Annotated in this window: 12 protein-coding genes and 1 riboswitch; of the genes, 1 reads left to right on the forward strand and 11 read right to left on the reverse strand. The window is 60.1% G+C overall.

Annotated elements, in window-relative coordinates; all coding sequences use genetic code 11:
- Positions 1 to 3: 3 nt before the first annotated feature.
- From HCG46_RS06985 to HCG46_RS07000, 4 genes are all read right to left on the reverse strand, one after another.
- Entirely contained in the window at positions 4 to 849 is an 846-nt protein-coding gene (locus HCG46_RS06985; protein WP_353621812.1) for an ABC transporter permease, read from the reverse strand.
- A 57-nt stretch (positions 850 to 906) separates the two neighbouring features.
- Positions 907 to 1,013, reverse strand: a riboswitch (TPP riboswitch).
- Between the two features lie 81 nt (positions 1,014 to 1,094).
- Entirely contained in the window at positions 1,095 to 2,867 is a 1,773-nt protein-coding gene (locus tag HCG46_RS06990) for a hypothetical protein (protein ID WP_168685341.1), read from the reverse strand.
- A gap of 264 nt (positions 2,868 to 3,131) precedes the next feature.
- On the reverse strand, positions 3,132 to 4,424 hold the full coding sequence (locus HCG46_RS06995) for an adenylosuccinate synthase (RefSeq protein WP_023003427.1): 1,293 nt from the start codon (positions 4,422 to 4,424) through the stop codon (positions 3,132 to 3,134).
- 283 nt (positions 4,425 to 4,707) lie between these two features.
- The gene (locus HCG46_RS07000; protein WP_077291776.1) at positions 4,708 to 5,979 is read right to left on the reverse strand and encodes an MFS transporter; all 1,272 of its coding nucleotides are present in this window, start codon (positions 5,977 to 5,979) and stop codon (positions 4,708 to 4,710) included.
- Between the two features lie 317 nt (positions 5,980 to 6,296).
- Here HCG46_RS07000 and HCG46_RS07005 point away from each other — a divergent pair, with 317 nt between their 5' ends.
- Positions 6,297 to 7,193 (forward strand): DMT family transporter, encoded by an 897-nt coding sequence (locus HCG46_RS07005; protein ID WP_168685343.1) that lies wholly within the window; start codon positions 6,297 to 6,299, stop codon positions 7,191 to 7,193.
- 158 nt (positions 7,194 to 7,351) lie between these two features.
- Here HCG46_RS07005 and serA read toward each other — a convergent pair whose 3' ends face one another.
- From serA to ybgF, 7 genes are all read right to left on the reverse strand, one after another.
- Entirely contained in the window at positions 7,352 to 8,938 is a 1,587-nt protein-coding gene (gene serA / locus HCG46_RS07010; RefSeq protein WP_023003430.1) for a phosphoglycerate dehydrogenase, read from the reverse strand.
- 78 nt (positions 8,939 to 9,016) lie between these two features.
- Complete coding sequence (locus tag HCG46_RS07015; RefSeq protein ID WP_168685345.1) at positions 9,017 to 10,195, reverse strand: phosphoserine transaminase; 1,179 nt, start codon at positions 10,193 to 10,195, stop codon at positions 9,017 to 9,019.
- 276 nt (positions 10,196 to 10,471) lie between these two features.
- On the reverse strand, positions 10,472 to 11,293 hold the full coding sequence (locus HCG46_RS07020) for an outer membrane protein (protein WP_168685347.1): 822 nt from the start codon (positions 11,291 to 11,293) through the stop codon (positions 10,472 to 10,474).
- A gap of 434 nt (positions 11,294 to 11,727) precedes the next feature.
- Positions 11,728 to 13,071, reverse strand: a complete 1,344-nt coding sequence (glmM, locus tag HCG46_RS07025; RefSeq protein WP_023003434.1) for a phosphoglucosamine mutase — start codon at positions 13,069 to 13,071, stop codon at positions 11,728 to 11,730.
- 186 nt (positions 13,072 to 13,257) lie between these two features.
- Entirely contained in the window at positions 13,258 to 15,177 is a 1,920-nt protein-coding gene (gene ftsH, locus HCG46_RS07030) for an ATP-dependent zinc metalloprotease FtsH (protein WP_023003435.1), read from the reverse strand.
- A 169-nt stretch (positions 15,178 to 15,346) separates the two neighbouring features.
- Positions 15,347 to 16,720: a tRNA lysidine(34) synthetase TilS gene (tilS, locus tag HCG46_RS07035; protein ID WP_168685355.1), complete on the reverse strand. Its 1,374-nt coding sequence runs from the start codon at positions 16,718 to 16,720 to the stop codon at positions 15,347 to 15,349.
- A complete protein-coding gene (gene ybgF / locus HCG46_RS07040) occupies positions 16,704 to 17,651 on the reverse strand; it encodes a tol-pal system protein YbgF (protein ID WP_031270520.1) in 948 nt (315 codons plus the stop codon). The genes tilS and ybgF overlap by 17 nt, the downstream gene beginning before the upstream one ends.
- Positions 17,652 to 17,705: the final 54 nt, after the last annotated feature.

The following is a 17,705-nucleotide window of genomic DNA, read 5'->3' on the forward strand; positions in this document are numbered from 1 at the left end:
CAGCTAGGTGAGCGGCTGCCAGGGAACAAGAAGTCGGGTGAGATGGTTCACGGCAAAGCGCATGATCAGCACCATCGCCGCGAGCAGGATCAGGGCGGCGAACATCATGTCCGCCTGCATCCGGTTGCTGCTTTGAAGCATGATGAAGGCAAGGCCTCCTTTTGCCCCGGCCCATTCGCCGATGATCGCCCCCATGGGAGCGAACACCGCGGCCACCCGCAGGCCGGAGGCAAACGCCGGCAAGCCTGACGGCAGGCGAAAGAACCAGAGTTCCTTCAGGCGAGACAGACGATAAAGCCGGGCGAGATCGCACAAACCCGGGTCAAGCCGCTGCAGGCCATCGAAAAACGTCGATGTGACCGTGAAGAAGATGACCAGGATGATGACGACGATCTTGGAGGCCAGCCCGAAACCGAGCCAGAGCACCAGGATCGGCGCGATTGCGAAAACAGGCAGGGCCTGCGTCACCAGAATGGGCGGCATGGCAAATCTTGCAGCAATCGGAAACAGCCACAAAAGAACGGAAAGCAATGCCCCGGCGGCTGCCCCCAGCACAAACCCGAGCACCGTCTCATAGGCGGTGATGCCGGCATGATGCAGAAGGAAGCCTGCGTGTTTGACAAAGGCCGTAAAGACGCGGTCCGGACCCGGCAGGATATAATGCTGGGTGTCGAACACATGGACGATAGCCGCCCAGATTGCGACAGTCAGCAGCAGGCCGAGTATGGTCCTGGCAACAGCTTTCACAAACGCCATCATCCAGCAGCCCCCGCCGCCGTTGGCCAACAGGAACGCATGAAAGCCGATACCGGCATTCGGATGTGCGGCGACCGCAGTGGTCGCAGACAAGTACGCATAGGATCTCCCGTCTTCGGACAAGCCGAAAATGACAATGGAGATCCGGGAATAGGCTAAGGATTCCGTCCCTTCGCCGGCATGACCCGGATCAGGTTCTAAGGGTTCGGCATTACGCCATCTCAGCTCCGGTAACCGGAACACCCCTCGGACCAAGGCGGACCATGCCTTGTGTGACGGAAAAAGGCAAGCCGCCGTGAGGCGGCTTCTTCAGATTTTGAAAGGCGGCAGGCTGGCGCTTAGCCGGCTTGCCAGGACGTGATCGCCTTTTCTACGGCTTCTGCACCGGCGGTTCCCTTTTCCAGGGTCAGGATGCCGCGCTTGCCGTTTTCGTAAAGCATCGGAATGTCGATCCAGCCGCGTTCACGCAGCAGGGCGAGATTGCGTTGCTGCTCGTTCGGCAAGCTGGAAAGGGCAATCCAGAAAAAGCCCGGAGACACTTTCACGGAAGCGCCGATCAGAGCATCGCCACGAGCTTCTTCCGTAGGCTTCATGACCAGGCCTGGCACGTTGACGACGTCACCCGGAGCGAAGTTTTCCGGGAACTCGTACTTGATCTCGACCAGATGGCTGGCGGGCAAGGAAGTATCGTCATTCGGCTTGATGCGAATGTCGACCTTCACATCCCGCTCGGGGATTTCAATGGAGGCGCTCAGAACCGCGAGAGCCTTGCCGTCCAGATTCGTTTCTTCATCGACACCCCAAACGACAGCGCCTTGCGCAGCCGTTCCGGCACCGCCGGACTCTTCCCCTTCTTCGTAAAGGATAGAGCGCTGCACCGAGGAATCCGCCGCCGTGGCGGACGGAGCCGGTGAAGTTTCGTCAGGCGAAATGGCCGAGAGATTGTCTTCCGGCACCGCAATCGGGCTTTCGGTGGTCGCAGAAGACTGATCGTTTTCTCCGCTCGTCACGATGGACGGCTGGGAAGGTTCGGGCGCAGCGGAAGCTGGTGTATCGACCTGCGGTGTATCGGCCGGCGCAGGCGAATCAGACTGTCCGGTAATCGTCGTCGTCGTTACCGTGCGTGCATCCGGGGCAACCACATCCGTCTCGCCTTCGTTCAACAGGCGGTCGGTGTTTTTCGAAGGCTCTTCACCTTCTCCGGCAGGGGCAGCGGTCGAAGGCTCCGGCGTGGTGTCCGGCTGCGTATCGACAGGCGTTTGCGAAGAAGACGCGACCGGCACGTTGCCGCTGTCGGCTGTCTCATCGCCCGCAGGCATCAGGAAATAGGCTCCGGCGCCCAGGAGCACCAGCAACAGGACACCCGCAGCAATCGCGATCGGAACGGTGCGGCTGCCGGAAGAATCACCACGCAGCGCATCCGAAGCACTCGGCTTGGCGCGCTTGGAGCGGCTTTTCTTGGAGGTCGACTTGTCCTTCGGCTTGGCTGTCTCGTCGCCAGGATAAGCCTGATCGGCGGGATCGGCCGCACCGACGTTATCTGCAGGCTCGAACAGGCCATCATCTGTCTGTTCCGGCTGCACAGGTCCGCCGAAAGAGGGCTCCTGGCGCAAAGGCGCAGCGCCCGGGTCGGCAGCTTCCTTGGCGTGGTGAACAGCCTGGCTGGCCGCGGTGCCAAGCGCTTCGGCCTGTGTCAGGGTTTCCTTCAAGGGTGACGGAGCCGGGGTATCCACCACCGGTGCTGCAGTTGTTTCAGGTTCCTGTGGCGCAGGCGCAGGCGCTTCCGGCGCAGCCTCTGCCACCGGTTCAGCCGGAGGCTGTGTCACCGGCGGCGCGGAAACCTGCGGCGCCGGGGTCGGCGTTTCGACCTTCGGAACAGTGGGGCTGAGACCGAGGCTTTCGCGGGCGGCTTCGGCTTCCACCTTGCGAATGGCTTCTTCCAGACGCAGCTGCTCGGCCGTGATCTCGGACGGCGCCAGCGGCGGCTCATAGGCTTTCAGCTGATTGACGATGGCATTGCGCGCACGGCTGTAAACGCTTCTGCGTGCAGCACCATTGTTTTCAGGTAAAGACGCGATCGTTTTCTTCAGAATTGAATAGTAATCAGCCATCTTCCTGCCTACCGGCCGACTGCAAGGATCTGTTCTGCGGGCCCGAGATTTCGTTTCATTCTCAGGCTTATAGCAAGTTTTTCGAAAACCGGTGCTATTTCTTCAATAACTTCGCCGCGACAGAGAACCTCGCAGTACCCTTTTCCTAACACAGATTGTTTGTTCGGCACACACATGGAACGCCGAAAACGAAAGGTGGTTGCGTGCGGTGATTCGCAGCACGCAACCGCAGTCCTTAATAATGTGCTTCTAACGTCACAGATCTCAATCCTGGAAGGGATTCTGCACAAGAATTGTGTCGTCCCGTTCCGGACTTGTCGACAGAAGAGCGACCGGAGCACCGATCAGTTCTTCGACGTGACGCACATATTTGATCGCCTGCGCCGGCAGATCGGCCCAGGTGCGAGCACCTTCGGTCGATTCCTTCCAGCCCGGCAGGCTTTCGTAAATCGGCTTCACGCGCTCCTGGGCACCCTGCGAAGCCGGCAGATAATCGATGCGCTCACCATCCAGTTCGTAGCCGATGCAGATCTTGATTTCATCAAGACCGTCCAGAACATCCAGCTTGGTCAGCGCGATGCCGGTGATGCCCGAGGTGCAGACGGTCTGGCGCACCAGCACAGCGTCAAACCACCCGCAGCGGCGGCGGCGGCCGGTAACCGTACCGAACTCATGGCCGCGCGTACCGAGGAACTCGCCGATCTCGTCCTTCAGTTCGGTCGGGAACGGGCCCTCGCCGACGCGTGTCGTATAGGCCTTGGTAATACCGAGCACATAGTTGATCGAATTCGGGCCAAGGCCACTGCCTGCCGCAGCCTGGCCGGCGACCGTGTTGGACGACGTCACGAAGGGATAGGTGCCGTGGTCGATGTCGAGCAACGCGCCCTGTGCACCTTCGAAAAGGATACGCTTGCCCTGACGGCGCAGATCGTCCAGCAGGTACCAGACCTTGTCCATGTAGGGCAGGACCTTGTCCGCAACGCTGGCGAGTTCGTCGTAGATCGCCTGTGCGGAAACCTCATCCTGGCCAAGACCCCGGCGCAGCGCATTGTGGTGCGTCAGCAAGCGGTCGATCTTGGCTGGCAGAGTGGCAAGATTCTTCAGGTCCATCAAACGGATAGCGCGGCGGCCAACCTTGTCTTCATACGCCGGTCCGATACCGCGCTTGGTGGTGCCGATGCGCGTTCCGGTGTTGGAATTCTCGCGCAACGCATCAAGCTCGCGGTGCAGAGACAGGATCAGCGTTGCGTTCTCGGCAACACGCAGGCTTTCCGGCGTCACCACGACGCCCTGCTTGCTGAGGCGTTCGACTTCCTCTGCCAGCGCATGCGGATCCAGCACGACGCCGTTGCCGATGACGGACAGCTTGCCTTCGCGTGCAACCCCGGACGGCAGGAGAGACAGCTTGTAGCTGACACCGTCGATGACAAGGGTATGACCGGCATTGTGCCCGCCCTGGAACCTTACGATGACATCGGCTTGTTCCGACAACCAGTCGACAATCTTGCCTTTGCCTTCGTCACCCCATTGCGAACCGACAACAACCACATTCGCCATCTAGACTTTGCTCTCCTGAAGCAGCTTCCGCACCATCCGAAACTTGTCCGGGGTGCCAACACGACAAGCCCCGGCAACCGGACCGGGGCAAACGGCGCGGACTATAGACAGGTTTCCCTGCTCATGCGAGTCTCCGCAGGGAGATTGAGAGCCAAAAGCAGGTTTTTTTGCCAGCTCTCCTGATCGGCCCGGTCACCCCTGTGACAATTGACCAGTCATACCGTGCACCTGAACGGACTTTTCCCGGATTAGACTGCATTTGCGGCAATGTCGCGACGGCAGATTATTTAGCCGGTGGCTCACCTGCATCCGGCTTGTCGTTGCGCGCAAGCCTGAAGATCATCGGCGACGTGCGCAGCAGCCAGACAAAGCGATGCCGCTTGCTTGCGGGAACAGCGTCCCGGCTGACGATCCGCGCGAAGATGAACACAACGAGCGACAGGTGCAGTGTGGCGGTATAGAGGAAGAAGGCCGAGGGGCCGAATTGCTCCATCACCAGTGAGGCAATGAACGGCCCCGCCATGGCGCCGACGCCATAGGCAAGCGTGAGCCCCGCCACCACATCGATGAATTGCCCCGGCTCGGCATTGTCGTTGGCATGGGCCGCACAAAGGGAATAGAGCGGCAGGGCAAATCCGCCGAACAGGAAGACGCCTGCAAAAAGCTCCAGCCGGGTCGAAGACCCCGAAATGAAGAGACAGGCCAGCCCGGCACCGACGGTAAAGACACCGAGCACCACACGCCGGTCGAGCCGGTCGGACAGCCAGCCTGCGGGATACTGGAAGATCGCCCCGGCAAAGACCCAGATCGCGATGAACGCGGCAACCGTTTCAAGCCCCAGCCCAATTCCTTCCGCATAAACCGGGCCAACCATGCGGAACGCACCGTTGGTGAGGCCAATGGTGAAGACGGCGACAAGGGCGACCGGAGACACGCGCCACAACATGAGCGGATCGAAGAACCGCGCGGGCGGCGCTGCGGGATTGCGCTCACTTGTCAGGGAGATCGGCACCAGCGCGAAACAGAACAGGATGGCCAGAACGATCAGAATATCCGGACCAAGCGGACCGAACGCAGGCAGCATGAACTGACTGCCCATGACGGCGATCATGTCGACTATCCGGTAGACGGAAAGGATCCGCCCGCGGGACGAATTGGTGGCGATGGAATTGAGCCAGCTTTCCAGAACCATCGTTGTGCCGCAAAAAGCCGCCCCGCTCACCAGACGCACGACCATCCAGAGCCAGCCGGCGGGTGTGAAGGCAATCGCCAGAATGGCGATGGCGCTGATTGCAGCCAGCGTGGAAAAGACGCGAATGTGCCCTGCCCGCGCGATCAGAAACGGTGTCAGCAGCACACCGACGATCATGCCGCCGAAATAGCACGACCCCAGCAACCCGATGAGCGCATCGGACATGCCTTCCGATTTGGCGCGCACCGAAATCATTGTCACGGAAAGTCCGTTCGCGCCCAGGAGGCAAGCGGCGGCAACCAGCAACGGTGTCAAACGTCCGGCAAGCGATCTGGAATCCGCTGCAGGGGCAACCTGGGTCATGAATGAAGAACTCTTCCGAGCAGCCGAAGAAAACGCGGCCTCGATACTGTTGCCGGAGTGAACCGACTGCGCAAGCCCAGGACCGACGCTTGCACAGACAAAACGGACAGGCCGTCTCAATTCGTCGTCGAAAGCAGGAAGGCAGCCCGGACAACGCCCACCTTCACCTCTCCGGTCTTGACGGCCCAACGAACAAGGGGCGCCCCAAAGCATCACGCCCCATCCTCACAAGCGACCAGTCCTCTACTCGCGTTTCGGGTGTTCTTCCTTCCGGTGGGGTGCTACCTGAGAAACATCACTCAATCAGAGATCGTGCAATGCCACTTCGTAACTGGATCATGCTGACCGTCCTTGGCGCCATCTGGGGCGGGTCCTTTTTGTTCGCAAAGGTGGCCGTTGCCGAAATCCCGCCGTTTGTTCTCGTGTTCCTGCGTGTTTCCATTGCTTGCACGGTCCTGCTGATGATCCTTTGGCATCGTGGCATGTTGAACCGGCTGGAGAAAAAATATGCCGTGCCGTTTCTGGTCATGGGACTGCTGAACAACGCCATTCCCTTCTCTCTCCTGTTTCTCGGACAGACAGAAATCGGTGCGGGCCTCGCATCCATCCTGAATGCAACGACGCCTGTCTTCACGGTGATCGTGGCTGGTCTGCTGACGAAACAGGAAACGCTTCAGGGCAACAGGATTGCCGGTGTGGTGCTGGGTGTTGCAGGTGTCGCCATCATGTTGTGGAGCAGCCTGTCGGGCCTTGCGAGCGACCCGTTGTGGGCACAGCTTTGCTGCCTGGGTGCCGCGATCTCCTATGCCTGCGCGGCGACCTTCGCCCGCCGCTTCAAGACGCTGCCGCCGCAAGTGACGGCAACGGGTCAGTTGCTCGGCTCGACCACCCTCATGCTGCCGGTCGCTCTTCTGACTGCCGGTAGCTGGACCATGGCCGATCCCAGTCTGACGGCCTGGCTCAATGTGCTCGCGCTCGGCATATTGGCAACCGCCCTTGCCTACCTGATCTATTTCCAGATTCTGGCCGAAGCCGGCGCGACCAACGCTTCGCTGGTCACGCTCCTTGTCCCGGCAAGCGCTCTCTTCTTCGGCTGGCTGATCCTGGGAGAAAATCTGGGTGTGCTTCAGCTTGGTGGCTTTGCCGTGCTGCTGGCAGGCCTCGTCGTCCTTGACGGACGCATCCTCAAAAAGCGCCGCGCGCCGGCAGTCTGATCGGTTCGGGAAAAAAGGAGCCTTCTGCAAAAGGCAGAAGGCTCAAGCGCCAGGAACTTGGGCTGCACCTGACGTACATCCGGAAGGCGCGATTAGGGGCACGCACCCTTTTTGACCGGATAGCGGATCAGCGGGCGTTCCGTCGAACGCCAGCCATTCTAGAAATGCAGGGCCTTGACCTGCTTGACGTGGGAAACGGCCTCCAGCCGTGCCAGAACCTCCGGAGACACGTCGCCATCCACCTCCACAAGGCAGATCGCATCGTCCCCAGGGGCCAGACGGCCGAGATGGAAGGTCGCGATGTTGACGCCGCTGTTGCCGAGTTCCATCCCGAGGTGTCCGATGAAGCCCGGCTTGTCCTCGTTGGTGATGTAAAGCATCTGCGGGCCGAGCTCGGCCTCCATGTTGATGCCCTTCACCTGGATGATCCGCGGTTTTCCGTCGGCAAAGACTGTGCCTGCGACCGAACGTTCCTGACGCTGGGTGATCACCGTAAGGCGCATGTAGGTCTCGTAGGCGCCGTCTTTTTCGCGGCGGATTTCCTCGATCTTCATGCCCCTTTCCTTGGCAAGGATGGGCGCGGAAACCATGTTGACCGTCTGCAGGAGCGGTGTCAGCAGCCCCGTCAACGCAGCTGCAGTCAGCGCCTGCACGTTCATCTCGGCAACGGCACCGGCATATTCCAGGCGAACCCCTTCGATGCCGGTCTCCGTCAGCTGCCCCGCGAAGGAGCCCAACTGTTCGGCCAACCGCACGAACGGCACCAGCTTGGGTGCTTCCTCGGCAGTAATGGACGGCATGTTGAGCGCGTTGCGGACTGCGCCCTGTAGCAGGTAGTCGCACATCTGCTCTGCCACTTGCAGCGCAACGTTTTCCTGGGCTTCCGTGGTGGAAGCACCCAGGTGCGGCGTCGAGACGAAGTTCGGTGCGCCGAACAGCAGGTTTTCCTTGGCTGGTTCTTCGACAAAGACGTCGAACGCCGCCCCGCCGAGTTTGCCGGCGTCCAGGGCCGCCCGCACTGCCGCCTCATCCGCAAGCCCGCCTCGGGCACAGTTGATCAGATACGCGCCCTTGCGCATCTTCTCGATGGCCTTGGCATCGATGATGTTGCGCGTCTTGTCGGTGAGCGGTGTGTGCAGTGTGATGAAGTCGGACCGGCACAAGAGGCCGTCAAGCTCGACTTTCTCGACACCTAGCGCAACGGCCCTTTCCGGCGTCAGGAAGGGATCGAAGGCGATCACTTTCATCTTCAGGCCGATGGCCCGGTCCGCCACGATAGAACCGATATTGCCGCAACCGATCAACCCGAGCGTCTTGCCGGTAAGTTCACGGCCCATGAAACGGGATTTCTCCCATTTGCCTGCCTGGGTCGAGGCATCCGCCGCCGGGATCTGGCGCGCAACCGCCATCATCATCGAGATGGCATGTTCGGCAGTGGTGATCGCGTTGCCGAAGGGCGTGTTCATGACGATGATACCGCGCGCGGTCGCCTTGGGAATGTCGACATTGTCGACGCCGATCCCGGCACGGCCGATCACCTTCAGATTTTCAGCCGCTGCAATGATTTTTTCCGTAACCTTGGTGGCCGAACGGATTGCCAGACCATCGTATTTGCCGATGATCTCCAGCAATTTTTCCTTGTCCTTGCCGACGTCCGGCAGGAAGTCCACGTCAATGCCGCGATCCTTGAAGATCTGCACGGCAGCGTCCGACAGCTTGTCGGAAATCAGTACCTTGGGAGCCATTGGAGCCTCTCCTTGAATACGAGAAACGATCCGGGCAGCGCACCGCCCGGGACTTTTGTCGTTGAAGGATGAACAGGCTCAGGCGGCCTGGGGCAGCTTCGCTTTTTCCGACTGGAATGCCCAGTCAAGCCAATGGGTCAAGGCCTGAAGATCGCTCGTCTCGACGGTCGCGCCGGCCCAGATCCGAAGACCGGACGGTGCATCGCGGTAAGCGCCGATGTCATAGGCGATGCCTTCAGCGTCGAGCGTACCGGCAAGAGCCTTGGCAAAGGCGGCCTGCTGGTCTGCAGTGAGCGAAAGAATGCCCGGATCCGTGACCTTGAGGCAGACGGACGTGTTCGACCGTGTTGCCGGGTCAACTGCAAGAAAATCGACCCAGGAGGTCTTTTCCGCCCAGTCGGCAAGCACCTTGAGGTTCGCATCAGCGCGGGCACGCAGGCCAGACAGCCCACCCAGACCGTCGGCCCACTTGAGGGCGTCGATATAGTCCTCGACACAGAGCATGGACGGCGTGTTGATGGTCTCGCCCTTGAAGATGCCCTCGATCAGTTTGCCGCCCTTGGTCATGCGGAAGATCTTCGGCATCGGCCAGGCCGGCGTATAGCTTTCGAGACGCTCGACCGCGCGTGGGCTGAGGATTAGCATGCCATGTGCAGCTTCCCCGCCCAGCACTTTCTGCCAGGAGAAGGTCACGACGTCGAGCTTGTCGAACGCAACGTCCTGCGCAAAGGCGGCGGAGGTCGCATCGCAGATGGTCAGGCCTTCGCGATCGGCCGGGATCCAGTCGCCGTTGGGAACACGGACGCCGGAAGTGGTGCCGTTCCAGGTGAAAACAACGTCCTTGGAGAAATCGACCGAGGCAAGATCCGGCAGTTCGCCGTAAGGCGCTTCAAGGACCCGGGCATCATCGAGCTTGAGCTGTTTGATGACGTCGGTAACCCAGCCGGAGCCGAAGCTTTCCCAGGCGAGCATTTCGACGCCACGTGCACCGAGCAGCGACCAGAGCGCCATCTCGACAGCGCCGGTGTCGGACGCCGGGACGATACCGATCCGATAACCGTCCGGCACGTTCAGCACCTTGCGGGTCAACTCGATGGCTTCGGCAAGTTTGGCCTTGCCGGGCTTGGCGCGGTGAGACCGCCCGAGCGGCGCATCGCCCAAAGCCTCAAGCGACCACCCGGGACGCTTGGCACAGGGACCAGAAGAAAAATTGGGATTGGCCGGACGCACGTCCGGCTTGGCGGTGAGGTCTGTCATATCTGTCTACCCTCGCAGATAGTTGCCTCTCGTTGGGGAGAGGTGGCCCACCTATGGGGATAGGACCTTCCTGACCTTTGGTCAATTCAAATCACGGGTGAACGGAAAAATTCGGTCACGCCCCCTCGCCTTCCGGAGGCGTTCTCTCAGACAAGCCACCCGCACCTGAAATCAGGATTGGCTTCGCTTGGCTCAAGAGAACGCAAGGGAAAGTGTGAGCGCAAACAGGAAAAGGCCGGTCGATTGACCGGCCTTTCAAATTCGCTGATCGGAAGATCAGAAGTTGCTGGTGATCGGACCCTGCGGCTCGTAGTAGACCGGGCCGGCTGGAACACGCGCGCCAGCACCGAAGTTGTAACGAACACCGAGCCGAATTTCGTGCGCAGTCAGATCGTCCCACTCAACGCGAGTCTCTCCGGTACCCGCATCATGAAGTTTGACAGTCTTGGCATCACCGAGATCGCGATACTGATAACCCGCATCGATTGCCCAGTTGTCGGTAACAGCGTAGGACGCACCGGCCATAAGTGCCCATGCGAAGTTCCATTCACTATGTGATCCGTCATAGTCCGTGCGACCAGTACCACCTGGGTTGATCGAATAGGTGTTGTCGGTAGTCACGTAGGAGGCACCAATACCGGCACCAACATATGGTGTGATGCGGTTCCATGTGCCCAGGTCAACATAACCGTTCAACATGACAGTCCAGACGTCGACATCAGTTGATTCTGTCGAAAAACCACCCGCACAGGTACCGCAAACTGCGTAACCTTTAACATTTGCCGAGGTTTCGTAGTCGATCGTGACATCAGAACGGAAATAGTCGTTGAACTGGTAACCGACACCAACCCCGATCATCCAGGCATCATCCATGGACTCGCGCTGGAATCGCAGGTCTCCGATCACCGGATCGTTAAAACTGCCACTTGGATCGTTGTAGAATTTGTATCCGATATCACCACGCAGGTACCAACCACCAACGGCCGGGACTTCCGGGATGTGCTCGATGACCGGGGTTGGCAAATCCGCGGCATATGCAGCAGTGGAAAGCGCAACAGCAAAGCCGGTCAAAGACAAACGCTTAAAGAAATTGTCCATGTCCTCGTCCTTTTCCAGTGAGCGTCCGCGTTAACCAATGCCGGACACATCAAACTTGAAAGCATACTGACGGGAATTCATTAATTGTGACTTAACTCTGTTCTTTAACCGCGTTTTTTTACCTTAAGGAAACCTTAACGATCGAAGAAACGTCGAAAGATCAGAAACAGGCGTGCAAAATTATCAGGCAGGCCGGGGACATAGCTGCCAAAGCTGCCGATTATCATCCCGGTTAAGTGAAACAGAAGGCGGAACCGAGGATCCACCTATCGCCACGTTTTCTGAAGCTTGTTAGGACTTTTCGAGAAAATGGCATCCGGTCGCCCTGTCTCGAGCCTGCATCCCAGGTGTCATCCGGGGGTGTCCGCGGATAAGGTGCAACAAAAAAGCCGCCTCAAATGGGCGGCTTTTCTCGTCACTTGCTGTCTCGCCGATCAGGCCGCGGTTGTTGCCACCACGCCGGCGATATCATTGACCACCTGCTTGACCAGCTCCGCATCGTCGCCTTCCGCCATCACGCGGATCAACGGTTCGGTGCCGGAAGCTCGAATCACGAGGCGGCCTGAATTGCCGAGGCGGGCTTCGCCATCCTCGATCGCGGATTTGACCAGATCCTGCTCAAGCGGCTTGCCGCCCTTGTAGCGCACATTCTTGAGGATCTGCGGTACGGGTTCGAACCGGCGGCAGACTTCCGACACGGGCTTGTCCTGATCCTTGACGCACGCAAGAACCTGCAGGCCCGCGATCAGGCCGTCGCCGGTCGTGGCAAAGTCGGACAGGACGATGTGGCCGGACTGCTCGCCCCCGACATTGTAGCCGTTGGCGCGCATATGCTCGACCACATAGCGGTCACCGACCTTGGTCCGGGCAAGGCCCAGCCCGAGGCTCTGAAGGTATCGCTCCAGTCCAAGATTGGACATGACCGTCGCCACGATGCCGGGCGCGGACAGGCGGTTGCTTTGCTGCCAGGACTGCGCCACCACGGCCATCAGCTGGTCGCCATCCACCACTGAACCGTTTTCATCGACGATGATGACCCGGTCCGCATCCCCATCGAGCGCAATGCCGATGTCGGCGCGTACTTCATGCACCTTGCGGGACAAGGCATCGGTCGACGTCGAGCCGCATTCCTTGTTGATGTTGAAGCCATCCGGCGTGACACCCATGGTGATCACATCCGCACCCAGCTCCCACAACGCCTCGGGCGCGACCTTGTAGGCAGCCCCGTTGGCGCAATCGATGACGACGCGCAGACCTTCCAGGCTCATTTCCCTTGGCAGCGTCCGCTTGGCAAATTCGATGTAGCGCTGCTGCGCACCGTCGATCCGCTTTGCACGGCCTAGCTCGCTGGCGCTCGGCAGACGGGATGTCAGGTCGCTTTCCATCAGCTCTTCGATCGTCTTTTCGATCTGGTCGCTGAGCTTGAAGCCATCCGGGCCGAAGAACTTGATGCCGTTGTCCTGGAACGGATTGTGCGAGGCAGAGATCATCACACCGAGATCGGTTCTGAGCGAGCGTGTCAGCATCGCAACCGCGGGCGTCGGCAGCGGGCCCAGCAGGAACACATCCATGCCGACCGAAGTGAAGCCTGCCACGAGGGCGTTTTCCAGCATGTAGCCGGAAAGGCGGGTGTCCTTGCCGATAACCACCCGGTGGCGGTGTCCGCCGTTCTTGAAAGCCAACCCGGCGGCCATGCCAACCTTCAGCGCCATCTCGGCGGTCATGGGATAGCTGTTCGCCTGACCGCGGATGCCGTCGGTGCCGAAAAACTTGCGCATCAAATATGCCTTGCTGATCTATCTGTCTTGGTTGCGCTCTTTGTAACGCAATCAGCCGAAGTCACGATTCAAAATATGTGAGCAATTGTTACCATTCCCTGATGGCTGGCAACCCTGTTCTTTCACCGCAAACTAAGATGCCCGGCGCAGGCCGGGCATCTGGGTTGTTCAGAATATCGGAACCGATCAGGACTGCGGCTGCGGCTCCATGCCACCACTGGCCTCGTCGCCGCCACGCTTGGCACCGGCGGTCGGTACCGCGGACGACCGGCCGACCGGCTGGTCGTCGTCCGTGTCGCGCACCGGCGGCTTGCCATCGAGCAGGCCCTTGATCTCGTCACCCGACAGGGTTTCGTACTCCAGGAGACCCTTGGCGATCGTATGCAACTGGTCTTCGTGGTCGCCCAGGATCTTCTTGGCGGTTTCATAGCCCTGGTTGACGAAGGACTTGATTTCCGCATCGACGATCTTCTGGGTTTCGTCGGAAACGTGCTGGTTCTTTGCCACGGAGTGTCCCAGGAACACTTCTTCCTGGTTTTCACCGTAAAGCAGCGGACCGAGCTTGTCGGACATGCCGAACTGGGTCGCCATCGCGCGGGCCAGCTTGGTGGCCATCTGGATGTCGCCGGACGCGCCCGAAGTCACTTTCTCGTAGCCGAAGATCATTTCTTCGGCGACGCGGCCACCCATGGCAACGGCAAGGTCGGCCTTGCACTTGGCGCGGGTAAGCGACACCTGGTCCTTCTCCGGCAGGCGCATGACCATGCCAAGCGCACGTCCGCGCGGAATGATGGTCGCCTTGTGGATCGGATCGGAAGCTTCCTGGTGCAGAGCCACCAGCGCGTGACCTGCTTCGTGATAGGCGGTCAGCTTCTTTTCTTCCTCGGTCATCACCAGCGTACGGCGTTCCGCACCCATCATGACCTTGTCCTTGGCGTCTTCGAACTCTGCCATGGTCACCAGTCGCTTGGAGCGGCGGGCAGCCAGAAGCGCGGCTTCGTTGACGAGGTTCATCAGGTCCGCACCGGAGAAGCCCGGTGTACCGCGTGCCAGCGTCTTGACGTCGACATCCGGTGCCAGCGGAACTTTCCGCATGTGCACTTTCAGGATCTTTTCGCGGCCGGTGATATCCGGGTTCGGTACAACGATCTGGCGGTCGAAACGGCCCGGGCGCAGCAGCGCCGGGTCCAGAACGTCCGGCCGGTTGGTCGCAGCGATGATGATGATGCCTTCGTTCGGCTCGAAACCGTCCATCTCGACCAGCAGCTGGTTGAGCGTCTGTTCGCGCTCGTCGTTACCGCCGCCGAGACCGGCGCCACGATGACGACCGACCGCGTCGATTTCGTCGATGAAGATGATGCACGGAGCATTCTTCTTGGCCTGTTCGAACATGTCGCGGACGCGGGACGCACCCACACCGACGAACATTTCCACGAAGTCGGAACCGGAAATGGTGAAGAACGGAACGTTGGCTTCACCGGCAACCGCACGCGCGGTCAGCGTCTTACCGGTACCCGGAGGGCCAACCAGCAGAACACCGCGCGGGATCCGGCCACCAAGACGCTGGAACTTCTGCGGGTCGCGCAGAAACTCGACGATTTCCTGAAGGTCTTCCTTGGCTTCGTCGATACCGGCCACGTCTTCGAAGGTTACCCGGCCGTGTGCCTCGGTCAGCAGCTTCGCCTTGGACTTGCCGAAGCCCATGGCCTTGCCGCCGGAGCCCTGCATCTGGCGCATGACGAAAATCCAGATACCCAGGATGATCAGCATCGGCAGCCAGGAGAACAGCGCACCAAGCAACGGAGAGCTTTCCGCCGGCGGGCGGGCATTGATCAAGACGCCCTTGCTGCGCAGCTCATCGACATATTGCGCGCCGTCAGGAGCGTAGGTCTGGAAGGCACTGCCACTGCTGTAAGTACCGGTGATCTTCTGTTCCTGAATGATGACCGATCGGATCTCGCCGTTGTCGACCTGCTTCATGAAGTCCGAATAAGCAATGTCATTCGTTGCGCCATGCTGCGCGGGACTTTGAAAAAGCTGGAACAATGCGATCAATAGCAGGGCGATGATCACCCAGAGAGCGAAGTTGCGAAAATGTGCGTTCATTTCGTTTCCTTAACCGCCCAACGCGACTAACTGCACGCGGTTACGTTTCTTTAGAGCGAAGATAGGTCGCCCAAAGCCCGCTGCCAAGGCGGTGCGCCATAGTTGCGCAGATGCGCTGACTATTTTCTTAAGCACGGACCTCTAACAGATGTTCCAGATGGGGAAAACCTCAGATTTCCTCGTCTGCGTCCTCATTGTCCATAAAGTTATCCGGCAATTTACCTTGGATCGGCATTCGCTCCAAATTCAAATCTGCGCTGCTGCAGGAATTGCCAATGGTCAAAACAGCCGCTGCGGAAGCCGGGGTCAGGATCTCCCCTGCCCGCCACAGGACCGGCGCGCAGTCGAAGGCGGCCTTGGGCCAGCCCGCCGGCCAGTCGATTTCCCGGGACGCTACAGGCGCGTTCATCAGCGGCCCAAGACACAAGGGGGCATCACTTTCGCCAACAGGACAAGTGGGGACCTGGTAAAGGAAGCGGCCATCCCATGAGCCGGATCCAGCAAGACCCGTGAGAATGCCCGGCGGCTCGCGCCCCGGTTCTTTCCACACTCTGATGACGCTTGCGTCTGCGTCGAAAACCGATCCTTGAAAGGTCTGACGGTTCGTCTCACCGGACATCAGCACCCCGTCCAGAGCCTGAAGCCTGGCAAGTCTTGGTCGGGAATTCTTGCCCGAGACACGCGCCATCAGATAGACGAGTAGCCGGAGACGGAGTTCTTCCGGCTGCTCGCGATAGACTTCACGCTCCAGGCGAGCGGGTCCTGCCGGGTGTTCGGTGATCAGCCGAGCGACCAGGTCATCGGCGGTCCGCTCCAGGGCTTCCCGCGCCCGGCGGATATTGGCAGCGGTCTGCGCAAGACGCTCTGCGCTCAATCCCTCCTCGGCCAACAGCGACAAGATGGCGCGGAGCCGACTGCGCTTGTATTTCGGGTTCCGGTTCGAGGGATCCGTGCACCAGGAACAGCCACGCTCTTCAAGCGTTGCCTCGAGGTCGGATTTCGAAACACTCAGGAGCGGACGCAGCAGGCGCAGACCTTCCGGACCGCAGCCTTCGTCAGCCGCCATCCCGCTGAGGCCGGTAACGCCGCTTCCCCGGGTCAGACGGTCCAGAAAAGTTTCCGCCTGATCGTCAAGGTGATGACCAAGAACAAGCGCCTCCGCGCCGATGTCCCGCATACGCGCTGCCATCAACCGGTAACGGGCGATGCGTGCCGTTTCCTGGAGGTTTGCAGCCGGTTTGGTGCCGGTCCAGCGCAACACCGTGCAGGCAAGGCCGCACGCGCGCGCATTCGTCGCAACGAATTCCGCCTCCCGACCGCTTTCGGGCCGGAGTTGATGATCCACACACAGCACTTCGGCGGCACCCTGCCAGCCGGTGCGTTTGCGCCATTCATCGAAAAGGACAAGAAGACAAAGGGAATCCGAGCCGCCGGACACTGCCAGCGCCAGATTGGAAAAAGAGCTTAGCTTTGAAAAAAGAGCATCGACGCGATCGGCCGGGAGCCTCTCGGGCTCAACCGGCTCGTCAGGAGCACTGGGCACGACGGCGTTCATCCCGCGCCTGGGACAAAACGGCTGGAGCGGCATTCGGATATTTGTTCAGCAGTTCGGAAAACGTTGCGCAGGCCGCATCCGCTTCGCCGAGACCACGCAGCGAAACACCCAGCTTGAGCAGGCTGTCGGGGCTCTTGGCGTTGCCGGGATGGTCCGTATAGGTCTTCAGGAAGGCATCGGCTGCCTCGCGGTAGTTCTGCTGTGCCAGCAGGCTTTCGCCCAGCCAGTATTGAGCGTTCGCCGCCTGTGCATCGTCGGGATAGGTTTCCAGAAAATTCCGGAATCCGCGCTCGGCACCCGCGTAATCGCCATTGACCGCCAGGGAATACGCCTGATTGTAGTCAGAGCTCGGGTCGCCGCTGCCGATGACGCTCGCAATCTGGTCATCGTCGGTGGCAAGACCGGGATCGGGTGCGATTTCCTGACCGGTGCCAGGCAGATTTTCAAGACCGTTGGCCAGCCTCGAAAGGTCGATCGGACCGTCGCTCGGCAAACCGCTTTCATAGCCGCCGGACTGATCCCAGTTGCCGTCTCCAGATCCGTCCGTAGGGAGGGTCGCAAAACCTCCACCCGGCGCGATAAGGTTGCCCGACTGCGGAGTACCGTCCGGGCCTAGGCCCGGAGCGGTCGATCCTGGAGCGACATCCGAGCGCTTGCCCGGGGTGCCGCCTTCCAGCTGCTGGAAGCGGTATTCATTGTCTTCCTGCATGCGGCGCATCTGATCCTGCAATTCCCGCATCTGATAGGACAACTGTTCGATCTGACCGGTCAATACCCGGATCCGTTCCTCAAGCTGACCGATCCTCACGCTGGAATCGTCATTCTTGCGTCCGAACAGCTGGGCTTGCGACGGTGTGGCAGTGGCGAAGGTGATGACCAACGCCATGATGAGACCTGCCAGTCCCTTTAGTTTCAGCATTCGCTCCTCCGGTTGGATTTGCTGTACCAGTGTCTGGCCGTGGTCCGACAAACG

Source organism: Labrenzia sp. PO1 (assembly GCF_012273635.1).
In the GTDB taxonomy this organism is placed as follows: Bacteria; Pseudomonadota; Alphaproteobacteria; order Rhizobiales; family Stappiaceae; genus Roseibium; species Roseibium algicola.

Excerpts from the sequence above, each read along its gene's own strand:
- HCG46_RS07015 (WP_168685345.1), bottom strand. The coding sequence starts at position 10,195 with ATGACAGACCTCACCGCCAAGCCGGACGTGCGTCCGGCCAATCCCAAT.
- HCG46_RS06990 (WP_168685341.1), bottom strand. The coding sequence starts at position 2,867 with ATGGCTGATTACTATTCAATTCTGAAGAAAACGATCGCGTCTTTACCT.
- HCG46_RS07020 (WP_168685347.1), bottom strand. The coding sequence starts at position 11,293 with ATGGACAATTTCTTTAAGCGTTTGTCTTTGACCGGCTTTGCTGTTGCG.
- ftsH (WP_023003435.1), bottom strand. The coding sequence starts at position 15,177 with ATGAACGCACATTTTCGCAACTTCGCTCTCTGGGTGATCATCGCCCTG.
- serA (WP_023003430.1), bottom strand. The coding sequence starts at position 8,938 with ATGGCTCCCAAGGTACTGATTTCCGACAAGCTGTCGGACGCTGCCGTG.
- ybgF (WP_031270520.1), bottom strand. The coding sequence starts at position 17,651 with ATGCTGAAACTAAAGGGACTGGCAGGTCTCATCATGGCGTTGGTCATC.
- glmM (WP_023003434.1), bottom strand. The coding sequence starts at position 13,071 with ATGCGCAAGTTTTTCGGCACCGACGGCATCCGCGGTCAGGCGAACAGC.
- HCG46_RS07000 (WP_077291776.1), bottom strand. The coding sequence starts at position 5,979 with ATGACCCAGGTTGCCCCTGCAGCGGATTCCAGATCGCTTGCCGGACGT.
- HCG46_RS07005 (WP_168685343.1), top strand. The coding sequence starts at position 6,297 with ATGCCACTTCGTAACTGGATCATGCTGACCGTCCTTGGCGCCATCTGG.
- HCG46_RS06995 (WP_023003427.1), bottom strand. The coding sequence starts at position 4,424 with ATGGCGAATGTGGTTGTTGTCGGTTCGCAATGGGGTGACGAAGGCAAA.